Here is a 12,099-nt window from a genome sequence, read left to right as displayed (position 1 = left end):
AAACTTACAAAATGATCTGATCTAATTCTTGTCAAATACTGCAATATCAAACGAAATTTATATCCTGATCTGTTGATTTTGGTGTTGAAAGCCACTGAAAAAAAATGTGATATTTGTGGAAGTAAATTTGAAAGTTCAAATAAACTATCTCAACACAAGGAATCTCATAAAAAAAGAATTCTACTGGAAGGCCAAAGACCTCCCAATCTTAGCAATACCAGGCTACAGGAATTGTGGTTGTGGCCGCAGTGATAATTGTTCTTATGGTGTATTTTTCTGATACTCCATCTGCACCTACTGGAAACATCCAGGGGGTAGAATGTGATCCATCCGAGGGTACGGTCTTTCATGTTCACACACACCTTGACATGATTGTTGATTCAAAACAAATTACAATTCCTACTGGAATTGGAATCAAACAAAATGAATGTCTCTGCTGGCTTCATACTCACGACACCTCTGGTGTAATTCACATAGAATCACCAACGCAAAACAAGTTTACGTTAGGCCAGTTCGTACAAGTCTGGGACAGTACGCCTGAAATATCACATACGTTTGAAGAACTGACTCATGGAGACAAAAACCTCAAGGTATTTGTAAATGGGACTGAGATAACTGATCACTATGATGTCATACCCTTATTTGCACATGATGAAATTGTTCTAGTGTCGGGAGATATGCCGACGTCCATTTCGACATCTTACGAGTTTGGTAGACTGTAGGAGTTGTATTGATGTGAAAAAAATAAACACTTTGAAACTAGGACCCGACAAGGCACTTGTCAAAAGTAAAAAAAGATATTTTGTGGGAAATGCATGGCTAAGTGACATTTCAGCCCATCTGAAAATCCAAGGGGAAAAAACATACCTTGCGAATTTTAGTAACGGTGCAAGGACCAAGGTGCATTATCACCAAGGCGGACAAATTCTTGTGGTCACAAAGGGTACAGGAATACTTGTGATTTACAAAAAAACTAACATCAACAGAGATAAAGTCCGGATAAAAAAACTCTCAGAGTCGAGTCTTACAAAAGGCGATATTGTTTTCATTCCTAAAAATATTTTACACTGGCATGGTGCCATAAAGGGAAAAAACTTTGCTCATATAGCACTTAACATATTTACAGAAAAAGCAAAAGAAGCACAAACAATCTGGTATGAATCTGATTTTGAATCGTATGCCACAAAAATAAAATAACTCAATGATTGATCCCGGATGCAATAAGTACAGTCCAAGGGAACATCAAGTTACCGTTTCTTTCATATTGTGATGCATTTTTCTTTGCATCCTGTTTTATCTTGTCCATGATCTCTTGTCCATAGCTTTCCATCTTTGTTTTGATAGAATTTGCAGTAGAGTTCATATAATCTGTCCAATACTCTTCAAAGGTTCCAGGTTCGTAGACAAAATCATGCCTTGTTATGATGACATCTTCAAAACCTGCTCCTGATAACTCTGACTCTAAATCCTTTGGATTGCCAAATCTGTGTACTGTGGGTGTTCCATACGGTCTAATGTCTGGAATGTGCTCCAAAACCGGTTTCATTATGGTACTGAAATACGGCACATCCTCTGCAAGCCCATGTACTGCAACAACTAGCACTCCATCATGCTTCAAAATTTTTCTAATTGACTCTAAAACTTTTCTTGAATCTGGAAAAAACATAAGACCATACTGGCATGTAACTTTATCAAACTTAAAATTAAATCCCATGTTTTCTGCATCCATCTCAATAAAGATTGAATTCTGGTATGATATTGATCCTCTTGCTATGTCAAGTGCTGTTCTGGACAAATCAATTCCAACCAAGAGACCTTTTGGACCAAGCACTTGAGAAATCTCTTTTGATACAACGCCTGTGCCGCAAGCAACATCTAGTATCTTGTTGTCAGGTTTGATGCTTGACAATTTTATGATTTCCATGGTGGACTTGAATGGTCCGATCTTTTTATCTGCCCAGTTGTAATGGTATTCTGAAGCTACTGTATTCCAGTTTGTCTTGACAGTTATCTTGTATTGTATTGGATCAAAAATCGGTTTCATTTCCTTATGGTCTTTCTCAAAGCTTAAATTGATTGTAACTGAACGCATTTTATGCCTTCCTTTAAAGTCAATGTAATAATTGAAAACAAACCTGAAATTGTAGATCCTGAAGGCGATACAATCTTAAACGACTTGATTCTAAAAGACAAAAAGACTAGCATCAAAAAGGTTCGTTCTGCTAAGATGCTCAGATTTGTGATAGATGCAAAAAACAAAGAGTCTGCAGAAAAGACAGTACTTGGAATATGTAATGAATTTAGAATATTCAATCCGCTTGTAAGTAAAGTATCAACTGAGACGCTAGATTCCTAGCCACTTTTTATCACTTTTCTGTTAAGGGCAGTAACGTCGTCCAAGGCTCCGTCTATGAGCAACTTGCTTCGCAAGTATTTTGCAAGGTCTGTCTCTGTTATGATTCCCACCAAGCTGTTATTGTCTAAAACCAGCAGTCTTCGCACATTCTTGTTTAACATCTTTTGGACAGCGTCTTCGATCAGAGTCATTGGCTCAACCCATCTAAAGTTGGCTGACATTATCTCTGATAGTGGAACCTCTGCACTTTTTCTATCAGTTGTTGAGATTTTACGAGCAAGATCTCTCTCAGTCACAAGTCCGATTGGCTTGCCGTCTTTGACCACCACAAGCGAACTAATTCCTTTTTCTGCAAAGAGCAGCGCCACATCCTTTGCATTCTTGTCATGCTCAATAGTAATCACAGTACGAACCATGATGTCACGAACTAGGCCCATAGCTAGTACCAACGGATATTAGAATAAAAACGATTCCACTCTTTTTGCAAACAAAATAACTTGAAAATGTGTCTGGAATATTTTTCTGAACTGAACCACTTTTTTGAAAATCTTGTTACACTATAATCAAGTCAACCCTCGATATGGATTTCTCTTGCTACGTTCCAGCTCGATCAAAAGTTTTGTCAGAACAAGTCCTGTGATAAATCCACCAACATGTGCAGCAAATGCTATTGAAAGTGATGCAATAGAGCCTATGAATACAAAGAGTATTTGAATTACAAACCAATAATACCCTCTTATGTCTCCCATCGCTGCCGAAATTCCAAGAATCCCAGAGATTGCTCCTGACGCTCCGATGAGCACAGAATCTCCATTTCCAAGTGCATATGATGCAACAACTCCGTGAAATAGCGCTCCTCCAAGTCCTGCTAATAGATATAGTGCAATATATTTTGGCTTGCCTATGGCTCTCTCCGCAAATCCACCCATGTATGCCAATGCAAACATGTTGAATGCAATGTGTGCAATGCCTGCATGGATGAACATTGATGTAAATAGTCTCAAAATACTATCTTCGAGATAGCCATCCTTGAACAAACCGTTTGGAACAAACCCGTACTGGGAAATCATTACATTTTGTGAGTTACTAAGGATGCCGTATGCAAAAACTAGAATATTTACAACAACCAGTGTTGTAGTAACGGGTGGAGGAACACCAAGTTTTAGCATTCTTCTTGAAACCTGGTTGCCATAATAAAACGATGGGGCAAAATACTACGGTCTACATTTTGATCGATATATCCACCATGCGATCAGGTATACCTAGATAAAGTGTGATAATTCCCAATTAGTTTTAAAAAAAATTATTGTCGATTCAATTTAATATGTCTGAAAAGTAATGTAATTCGTGAAGGTTGCAATAATCGTATTTCCTGGTAGTAATTGCGATCGTGACATGCATCATGTTTTAACAGATGTTTTTCATTTAGAGTCCAAGCTTGTGTGGCATACTGATGAGCTACCCAAGAATGTGGATGCCATAGTATTGCCGGGAGGGTTCTCGTATGGCGACAGACTACGGGCAGGAGTGATTGCTGCACATAGCCCTGTCATAAAAGACGTAAAGAAGATGGCTGAAAAGGGCATGCCTGTTCTTGGAGTGTGTAACGGCTTTCAAATATTGGTCGAATCTGGTCTTTTACCTGGTGCACTGCTAAAAAATACCTCTTTAAATTTTATGTGCAAGTGGACTGAAATAATTGTCAAAAACAACAAGACTCCTTTTACAAACAAGTTCAAACTAAACCAGAGAATCCCTATTGCAATAGCAAACGGCGAGGGTAGATACTATGCGGATGCTAAAACTCTCGCATTATTGAAAAAAAATAATCAAATCGTGTTTACCTATTCTGAAAAAGTTAACGGTGCCTCTCTTGACATAGCTGGAATATCAAACAAGGCAGGGAATGTAGTTGGAATGATGCCACATCCTGAAAGGTCTGCTGAACAAATCATAAATCCAAATGATTCAAAGCCTGCATCATTAATTTTTGAATCACTTTTGAATACACTGGGCATAACAGCATGAGCCTCACTCCTCACGAGTCTGAATACCTCGAAAAAAAAATAGGCAGAAAACCTAACCATTTAGAACTACAGATTGTCGCAGCAGAGTGGTCAGAACACTGCTCCTACAAGTCTTCTAAGAAACATCTTAGAATTTTACCAAAAGAGGGAAAACGTGTGATATCTGGACCAGGTTATGATTCTGGTGTGCTTGATGTTGGAGACGGCTATGTTGTCACAGTACACATTGAAAGTCATAATCATCCGTCTGCAGTGGAACCATATGGCGGTGCTGCTACTGGCGTTGGTGGAGTAATCCGAGACATATTGTCTGCTGGGACAAGACCGATTGCACTCTTGGATGGGTTACGTTTTGGGAATATTGAAAAAGATCGTCATGCTCAATGGCTCTTCAAAAATGCAGTACGGGGAATTGCAGACTATGGTAACTGTCTTGGAATCCCGACAATTGGTGGCGAGATTGAGTTTGACAAGTGTTTTACAAATTATGCTCTAGTTGATGTAGCATCAATTGGATTTGGCAAAAAAGAAAACCTGATCAGAAACAAGGCAGAAAAGGGTGATTATGTCGTTCTAATTGGAGGTTCTACTGGACGCGATGGAGTAGGTGGGTCACAATTTGCCTCTGATAAACTTGAAGCAGAAAACCGTTCTGCGGTACAAATTCCTGATCCATTTATTGAAAAACTAGTAATCGAGGTGATCTTGGAGGCACGAAATCAAAAATGCATCAAGGCAATGAAAGATTTAGGGGGCGGAGGGTTGTCATGTGCTATATCTGAGACTGCTGATGCACTGGGTGTAGGAATTGAACTTGATCTATCACTTGTCCACACTAGAGAACAAAACATGTCTCCTTCTGAGATAATGATATCTGAATCACAAGAAAGAATGCTCGTGATTACTGATCTGAAAAAACTTGATACACTAAAAAAAATATGTGACAAGTTCAGAGTCCCATACTCTGTAATCGGACGAATAAAAAGTGATACTTTGATGGAGGTGAAATTGGACAAAAATACGGTTGCAAAACTTCCAAGTCAGATAGTTGCAAACGCACCACTTCTTGATAGACCATCCTCTAAACCAAAATATCTGGGTAATATTGAAAAAATAGAAAAACCAAAAGTACCAAAAGATCTCTCACAGACACTCTTGAGAATGCTTTCAAATCCAAACATTGCAAGCAAACAGTGGGTATACACACAGTATGATCATGAAGTGGGAATAAGAACAGTTGTCAAGCCAGGAAATGACGGTGCCGTACTGAGGCTAGACAATGGTAAATTTTTGGCTGCAAAAATTGATGGGAATTCAAAACATTGTTACGTAAATCCAAGGGATGGCATCATTGGATGTTTTGATGAGGCTTGTAGAAACATAGTTTGCACTGGTGCAAAACCAATAGGAATGGTTGATCATCTACAATTCGGAAATCCAGAAGATCCTGAAATTTTTTGGACATTCAAAGAGTCAGTCCAGGCAATCACTGATTATGCCAGATATTTTGAAATTCCTTGTGTTGGGGGAAAAGTAAGTCTGTATAATGAAACTAATGAGGGCCCAATCAAACCAACTCCTCTTATTGGTGTGCTTGGTCTCATAGATGAAAAACCACTAGTTTCACAAAAAATTGAAAATGGAGACTTGCTTATCATACTTGGAATTACAAAAGACGAACTTGGAGGATCTGAATATTATGAATATATTCATGAACTAGTTGGTGGAAAGTGTCCTGTAGTTGATATGAGATCATCCAAGAAAATACAGGATGCTGTATTGGAATTAGTACAGCAGGATACTGTAAAAATTGCACATGATTGCTCCAAGGGAGGCATTGCAGTTGCAGTGTCAAAGATCTGCATCATGAATAATACCGGATGTACTATTTCAGTTGAAAAAATTCCTTCAGAAAAATTACATCATGATGAATTGTTGTTCTCAGAATCTCATTCACGATTTCTACTTGTAATACAGCCACAAAATGAAAAACAAACTTTGTCAATCCTCAAACAAAGGGGAATCACACATGCACGTATTGGAATATTTTCAGGCAAGGACATTATATTCAAAGAAAAAACAAATACTGTAGCTAGAGTAAGGGTTGATAAAGCACAAGAAAAATGGTTAAACTCGTTGGGGGAACTTGTAACACATGGTTAAGGAAAACTGTGGTGTAGTCGGAATATTTAGTCTGGATGGTGTAAATGTTATTCCGATGGTGATTGATTCACTGCGTGCACTTCAACACAGGGGCCAGGAAGCATGGGGCGTAGCAATACCAAAAAAACAACCGCATAAACAGATTGGACTTGTCTCCTCGGCAATATCAGAGTTTGACAAAGTTACACGTGAGTACGAATCACCTGCGGCAATAGGTCATGTCAGATATTCTACCATGGGCAAAAGTAACTTGGAAAATGCTCAACCGCTCAAGGTAAAAGACCTATGTGTTGCTCACAATGGTACTATTTCTAACGTAGAAGAACTCACCGGAATGGTAGGGGGATGCACCTTTACTCCTCAAAATGTCAGTGATACGCTGATTGCAGCCCAGAGGCTTGTTACACTGATGGCAGATAATGGAAAGCTTGGAAATGCATTATCTATTTTAAAAAATGAAATGGTTGGCTCGTTCTGTTTTACATTTGTATCTGATGACAATGCTGTTTATGCAGCACGTGATCCAAAAGGATTCAGACCGATGGTTTTAGGATATAGAAAAGATAATAATACATACATTGTTGCTTCCGAATCTGCAGCACTTTCTGCAGTGGGAGCACAACTTATCCGTGATGTAAAACCTGGTGAACTATTGAAAATCAGTAATACTGGTTTGGAATCTGAAATGTTTTCAGAAGAAAAAAAACCAGCTCACTGTTCGTTCGAATTTACCTATTTTGCACATCCCTCAAGTGTAATGGAGGGCTCTAACATTTATCTGGCAAGAAAAAGGATTGGGCAATTTCTTGCTCGCAAGTTTGCAATAAAGGATGCAGATATTGTAATCCCGGTTCCTGATTCTGCAAGGCCTGCAGCACTTGGATATGCACAAGAGCTTGGAGTGCCATTTGAAGAAGGATTACTCAAAGATAGGTATAGCCGAAAGGGCCCATTGCGCAGCTTTATTGAACCACATCAGGCAGATAGAGTTGAAATTAATCGCTGGATAATTCCAATCACACAGGTCATATCCGGAAAACATGTAGTTGTTGTTGATGATAGTCTTGTTCGAGGTACTAGCTCAAAGGCAATCATCAAGGCTCTGCGTAGAGCAGGTGCAAAAAAGATAAGCATGGTGATAACATTCCCACAAATTCAATTCCCATGTTATGCTGGAATTGACTTTCCATCACAAGATGAACTTGTAACATACATGGGTGATGGAAAAAAATACACTGAAGATGAAATTACTGAAAAAGTAAGGCAGCTTATTGGGGCAGATTTTCTTGGTTATAATGATGCAAAGAACCTCGCAGATGCAGTTGGAATGGATTCTAACTCAATGTGTTTTACTTGCTCAAGCGGAGACTATTCTACACTGGGAATAAAGCCTATGTTTAAAACAAGGGCAGAAATCAAAGGTGAATGATATGGAACTCTCATTTGTCTTGGTGAAAAGCAAGATGGGGCATGAAATGGATGTCATGAACGATATTCTCAAGATTGATGGAGTAAAAGAAGCGACAGGAACATTTGGGCAGTATGATATATTTGTCAAGGTTCAGGCTCCTACAAGACCAGAATTGGATAAGATCATTACAAAAAAAATCCGCATGGTGCAAAACGTTCTTTCTACCACTACTCTACCTGCACTTGCTGGCAAGAACACAAAATAAGCGAGAATTAACCCTCTTTTTGATTATCGGAAATCTTGAATGTATATCAGTTTAAATCCCAGCCAGTTCAATGACCGCCTGTTTGAAGTTTTTACGCTCAGGAAAGGTAAAAGACATTTACGAGCTTCCAGACGGCAATATTTTATTTCATTTCTCAGACAGGGTGTCTGCATTTGATGTAAAATTCCCAACTCCGATTCCACGAAAAGGTGAGGTGTTGTGCAGGTTTGCTGAATTTTGGTTCAAAAAACTACCGACAAAAAATCATTACGTCCGAACAGAAGGAAAGTACAAAATTGTGGTAAAAAAAATGCAAATGATTCCAATTGAATGTGTGGTACGTGGATATTTTTACGGTAGCCTGGTTCAAAGATGGAAAGATGGTAAAGTCAAGTTGCCAGACGGTTTTATTTCACAACTTGCAGCAAAACTACCCACTCCGATCTTTGATCCTACTACAAAATCCGAAACACATGATGTTCCAATATCAAAGCAGGATGCAATTGATAGAAACCTTGTAAGTAAAAACGAGTATGAGTGGCTTGAAACCACGTCACTTGAGATTTATGGACAGATGTTTAAAATTGCAGATGCTGCAGGATTTGTTCTAGCTGACCTGAAGCTAGAGTTTGGTAAGGTGGGAGATGAGATTTTACTTGGCGATTCAATTGGACCTGACGAATACCGATTGTGGCCAAAAGAATCGTATCATATAGGACACATTCAAGAAAGTTTTGACAAACAGCTATTGCGTGATTGGCTTGCATCAAACGGATATCAAAAAAAGTTTGAAGATGACAGGGATGCTGGAAAAGAACCAATTGCACCACCACTCTCTGATGCACTATGTCTTGAATTGTCATCAAGATACATTACTGCATACGAAAAGATAACTGGAATCAAGTTTTAACTCGAATTTCTGATTTGGGTCGTCCGTATTTTTTGTTTCTTGCTGCTCGTTTGATGTTATATTTTTGCAAGTTTTTCATTTTTTCATTTTTTTTAAATTTTTAGTATTTTTTGTACCGGTACAATTACACTAGTAATGGTATGATCTACATGACACTGTTATTGATTTGTTGATACTATTATGATTTGAATTAGTATATGCCATAGTTTATGGTATCGTATCTGGAAACATTGCTGTGAATTGACCAAACTTGGAACATAAAAAAAAGTTACGTAATGGACAAAAAAATATGATCTCTTGATCTTTTAGGATAACTACAAAAGTAGAGTCTGTAAAATGTCTACACTGCTACAAAAAGAACTCAAAATAAGCAAAATACTTAGCACTAATGCAGATCAAGCAAAAGCCCTTGATGATGCTGCAAGAATAAAGATTCTACAAATCTTGTATCATAAGCAATTTGCTACAGAACAGATTGTTGAGGAACTTAACAAGATTGGATATAGAAAAGCAACCACCACCATAAGACATCATCTTGATATCCTAAAAAATGCAGGACTGATCGAAATTGTAAAAATGGAAGAAGTCCGGGGCGCAGTAATGAAATATTATGGTACATCTGTTCGGGTCATGGGAACAAAACTTCCTGCCAATTTTGAAACCGAGTTTTCAAAGACAATTGCAGACACTTCAGTCAAACTGGAAAAAGTAATAAAAAATATTGCAGAGAACACTGGATCAAAAATAAAGAAAAAAAATTCCAAGAATGTCACTGCCGAATCGAATTATGAGGAACAAATCGTGATGGAGATTGTTAACAGGGCAATGACTAGAGTGTTTGAAAATAACGGGCAATTGCTTTTGCAAAAATAAATTCTTCACTTTACTTCTATTCTAAAAATTCCTATGGTCCATGGGTTCTGCAAGGCCTTTATCATTTGACGGGGAATTGCATCTGATGCAATATCGCATCCGATTGACAATGTCCTAGGACATGTGAAATTGCTTTTTCTAATAACAATGTCATGTGGGTTTGCCAGAGTAAGTTTTTCACTACCACTTCCTGTGATCTTAAATGAAAGATCTTCAACAAGTATGGTACATGTAACCTTTGATTGAGGCTTTCTTAACAGTATTTTCATTTCATCTGGAATTCCAAGACAACCACATGAAGCTCCTACGCCTACAATACAATCTCCATTTACCGTAAGATCTGGATCAGTTGTTATCTCGATTGATTTTGGATGAAGTGATCTTACATTTTTGTGACCATGAAATGAGATCTCAAAACGCACGCTTTCAAGTTGTATAAACTTAAATTAAACCTTCAAAGGATGAATTTTGAAATGCTACCAGCTGCAGCAGGTTATGATAGGGCAATTACAGTCTTTTCTCCTGATGGCAGACTTTACCAAGTAGAATATGCAATAGAAACAGTACGAAGAGGCACTCTTGCAATTGGTATCAAGAGCAAAGATGGCATAATACTTGCAGTGGAAGAAAAGCCACGAAAATTACAAAATTCTGATGTTACTCAAAAAATATTTCAAGTCGATGATCACATTGGAGTGGCAGCAGCAGGTTACATTCCTGATGCAAGATCCCAAGTTGATAACGCACGATTCTTTTCGCAAAGTAACAGAATGATATATGATGAACCAATAGAGGTAGAGGCAGTAGCAAAACACTTGGCAGATCAAGCCCAACAATATACTCAATACGCAGGTGTGAGACCATTTGGTGTTGCACTCATAATTGCAGGAATTGACAAAAGTGGTAGCATGATATACTTGACTGACCCAAGTGGAACATACATCTCATATGATGCAGTGGCTATTGGAGCAGGTGCAGATCAAGTTACAGAATTTTTGGAAAAGAATTACAAAAAGGACATGTCTGTTGAAGATGCAGCAGCTATGGCAATCGAGTCTATCTATCTTGTCAGCGAAGAAAAAGAAGGCACCAAACACATCAAAATGTCACAAATTCCAATTGCCACAAAACAGTTGACGAGAACAAGCGAAAAAGATATTGAACAATTTGCTGTCAAGGCAAAAGAAAATATTGCCAAGAGACCCAAGTAGCATCTAATATTTTATAGCACAATAATCTAGGACATACATTGAAAGTTTCAATAGCTATTCCAGACTCATCACTTTCTGAAGAACCAACTCCGCTTGACAAGGCAATGAAAATATCTCAGATTGCAAGGGCATGTTCAATATTTCATATAGATACAATTTACATCTACAAGGAACAAAGCGGTTCTGACCGAGATAGATCATTACTTAGAAATCTACTTCGTTATCTTGAAACCCCGCAATATTTACGCAGAATACTTTATCCAATAAGCGATGAATTCCAGTTTGCAGGAAGTCTGAGTCCGCTCAAGATCCCATCTCATATACAAACATCTGATCCGAAAAAAATCAGGGCAGGAGATGTCAGAGATGGAGTTGTGGTACAATACAAAGGAAAAAAATTCGTAAATGTGGGTTTTGAACAACTTATTCCATTTTACAGCAAAGATGATGATGGAAAAAGAATAATCGTCAAATTCAAGGAAGGATATCCAGCATTGACAGTAAAACAGATCGAAAAAGAAGAGATCTCACAATATTGGGGATATGACGTAAAAGAAGTGTCAAATCTATACACATTTCTTACTACTTGGGGATCTACTGTTATACTCACATCAAGAAAGGGGAAATCAATCCACAAGACACAAAAATACTTTGATGAGATCTCACACGAACACATATTGCTCATTTTTGGCTCGCCGAAAAAAGGAGTTCATGAGATCCTGGGAAAAAATATTGGTCACATTCCTAAATCTCAGGTACTAAATTTCTTTTCAGATCAGGCAACCGAAACAGTCAGACTGGAAGAAGCAATTCTTGGAACTCTTGCAGTTTTGAACACCCTGACCCGTAACTAGTTTTAATACGGGATCGTCGGTGGCAGAAC

At 38.2% G+C, this 12,099-nt stretch carries 15 protein-coding genes; 11 read left to right on the top strand and 4 right to left on the bottom strand.

Annotated features, from left to right (window positions below; translation table 11 throughout):
- Window positions 1-239: 239 nt before the first annotated feature.
- A complete protein-coding gene (locus BQ3481_RS03300) occupies window positions 240-722 on the top strand; it encodes a hypothetical protein (protein WP_157926963.1) in 483 nt (160 codons plus the stop codon).
- A 13-nt stretch (window positions 723-735) separates the two neighbouring features.
- Window positions 736-1,197, top strand: coding sequence for a cupin domain-containing protein (locus BQ3481_RS03295; RefSeq protein WP_157926962.1), 462 nt, complete (start codon window positions 736-738; stop codon window positions 1,195-1,197).
- Between the two features lies 1 nt (window position 1,198).
- On the opposite strand, the gene BQ3481_RS03290 is transcribed toward BQ3481_RS03295, so the two are convergent.
- Entirely contained in the window at window positions 1,199-2,092 is an 894-nt protein-coding gene (locus BQ3481_RS03290) for a methyltransferase domain-containing protein (RefSeq protein ID WP_162287733.1), read from the bottom strand.
- A 3-nt stretch (window positions 2,093-2,095) separates the two neighbouring features.
- On the opposite strand from BQ3481_RS03290, the gene BQ3481_RS03285 reads away from it, so the two are divergent.
- Complete coding sequence (locus BQ3481_RS03285; RefSeq protein WP_157926960.1) at window positions 2,096-2,356, top strand: phosphoribosylformylglycinamidine synthase subunit PurS; 261 nt, start codon at window positions 2,096-2,098, stop codon at window positions 2,354-2,356.
- Here the strand turns inward: BQ3481_RS03285 and BQ3481_RS03280 are convergent.
- Entirely contained in the window at window positions 2,353-2,793 is a 441-nt protein-coding gene (locus BQ3481_RS03280; protein WP_157926959.1) for a CBS domain-containing protein, read from the bottom strand. The genes BQ3481_RS03285 and BQ3481_RS03280 overlap by 4 nt on opposite strands.
- A 126-nt stretch (window positions 2,794-2,919) precedes the next feature.
- Entirely contained in the window at window positions 2,920-3,525 is a 606-nt protein-coding gene (locus tag BQ3481_RS03275) for a rhomboid family intramembrane serine protease (RefSeq protein ID WP_157926958.1), read from the bottom strand.
- A gap of 178 nt (window positions 3,526-3,703) precedes the next feature.
- Between BQ3481_RS03275 and purQ the strand changes: the two genes are divergently transcribed.
- The 6 genes from purQ (at window position 3,704) to BQ3481_RS03245 (ending at window position 10,005) form a co-directional block, all read left to right on the top strand.
- On the top strand, window positions 3,704-4,384 hold the full coding sequence (purQ, locus tag BQ3481_RS03270) for a phosphoribosylformylglycinamidine synthase subunit PurQ (RefSeq protein ID WP_157926957.1): 681 nt from the start codon (window positions 3,704-3,706) through the stop codon (window positions 4,382-4,384).
- Entirely contained in the window at window positions 4,381-6,546 is a 2,166-nt protein-coding gene (gene purL / locus BQ3481_RS03265) for a phosphoribosylformylglycinamidine synthase subunit PurL (RefSeq protein WP_157926956.1), read from the top strand. Before purQ ends, purL begins: the two co-directional genes overlap by 4 nt.
- Entirely contained in the window at window positions 6,539-7,975 is a 1,437-nt protein-coding gene (gene purF, locus BQ3481_RS03260; RefSeq protein ID WP_157926955.1) for an amidophosphoribosyltransferase, read from the top strand. The genes purL and purF overlap by 8 nt, the downstream gene beginning before the upstream one ends.
- Before the next feature lies 1 nt (window position 7,976).
- Window positions 7,977-8,222: an Lrp/AsnC ligand binding domain-containing protein gene (locus BQ3481_RS03255; RefSeq protein WP_157926954.1), complete on the top strand. Its 246-nt coding sequence runs from the start codon at window positions 7,977-7,979 to the stop codon at window positions 8,220-8,222.
- A gap of 82 nt (window positions 8,223-8,304) precedes the next feature.
- The gene (gene purC, locus BQ3481_RS03250; protein WP_157926953.1) at window positions 8,305-9,132 is read left to right on the top strand and encodes a phosphoribosylaminoimidazolesuccinocarboxamide synthase; all 828 of its coding nucleotides are present in this window, start codon (window positions 8,305-8,307) and stop codon (window positions 9,130-9,132) included.
- Window positions 9,133-9,468: 336 nt separating this feature from the next.
- On the top strand, window positions 9,469-10,005 hold the full coding sequence (locus BQ3481_RS03245; protein WP_157926952.1) for a winged helix-turn-helix domain-containing protein: 537 nt from the start codon (window positions 9,469-9,471) through the stop codon (window positions 10,003-10,005).
- A gap of 5 nt (window positions 10,006-10,010) precedes the next feature.
- On the opposite strand, the gene BQ3481_RS03240 is transcribed toward BQ3481_RS03245, so the two are convergent.
- The gene (locus tag BQ3481_RS03240; RefSeq protein ID WP_157926951.1) at window positions 10,011-10,427 is read right to left on the bottom strand and encodes a DUF371 domain-containing protein; all 417 of its coding nucleotides are present in this window, start codon (window positions 10,425-10,427) and stop codon (window positions 10,011-10,013) included.
- Window positions 10,428-10,478: 51 nt separating this feature from the next.
- On the opposite strand from BQ3481_RS03240, the gene psmA reads away from it, so the two are divergent.
- Together psmA and BQ3481_RS03230 are read left to right on the top strand one after the other, a co-directional pair.
- Window positions 10,479-11,216: an archaeal proteasome endopeptidase complex subunit alpha gene (psmA, locus tag BQ3481_RS03235; protein ID WP_157928451.1), complete on the top strand. Its 738-nt coding sequence runs from the start codon at window positions 10,479-10,481 to the stop codon at window positions 11,214-11,216.
- A gap of 38 nt (window positions 11,217-11,254) precedes the next feature.
- On the top strand, window positions 11,255-12,070 hold the full coding sequence (locus BQ3481_RS03230) for a putative RNA uridine N3 methyltransferase (RefSeq protein ID WP_157926950.1): 816 nt from the start codon (window positions 11,255-11,257) through the stop codon (window positions 12,068-12,070).
- Window positions 12,071-12,099: the final 29 nt, after the last annotated feature.

Source organism: Candidatus Nitrosotalea okcheonensis, from assembly GCF_900177045.1.
GTDB classification, from domain to species: domain Archaea; phylum Thermoproteota; class Nitrososphaeria; order Nitrososphaerales; family Nitrosopumilaceae; genus Nitrosotalea; species Nitrosotalea okcheonensis.
This window is presented reverse-complemented; position numbering and strand designations above follow the sequence as displayed.

Coding starts and splice junctions, on each gene's coding strand:
- BQ3481_RS03290 (WP_162287733.1), bottom strand. CDS start 2,092: ATGCGTTCAGTTACAATCAATTTAAGCTTTGAGAAAGACCATAAGGAA.
- BQ3481_RS03285 (WP_157926960.1), top strand. CDS start 2,096: ATGCCTTCCTTTAAAGTCAATGTAATAATTGAAAACAAACCTGAAATT.
- BQ3481_RS03280 (WP_157926959.1), bottom strand. CDS start 2,793: ATGGGCCTAGTTCGTGACATCATGGTTCGTACTGTGATTACTATTGAG.
- BQ3481_RS03275 (WP_157926958.1), bottom strand. CDS start 3,525: ATGCTAAAACTTGGTGTTCCTCCACCCGTTACTACAACACTGGTTGTT.
- purL (WP_157926956.1), top strand. CDS start 4,381: ATGAGCCTCACTCCTCACGAGTCTGAATACCTCGAAAAAAAAATAGGC.
- purF (WP_157926955.1), top strand. CDS start 6,539: ATGGTTAAGGAAAACTGTGGTGTAGTCGGAATATTTAGTCTGGATGGT.
- BQ3481_RS03255 (WP_157926954.1), top strand. CDS start 7,977: ATGGAACTCTCATTTGTCTTGGTGAAAAGCAAGATGGGGCATGAAATG.
- BQ3481_RS03245 (WP_157926952.1), top strand. CDS start 9,469: ATGTCTACACTGCTACAAAAAGAACTCAAAATAAGCAAAATACTTAGC.
- psmA (WP_157928451.1), top strand. CDS start 10,479: ATGCTACCAGCTGCAGCAGGTTATGATAGGGCAATTACAGTCTTTTCT.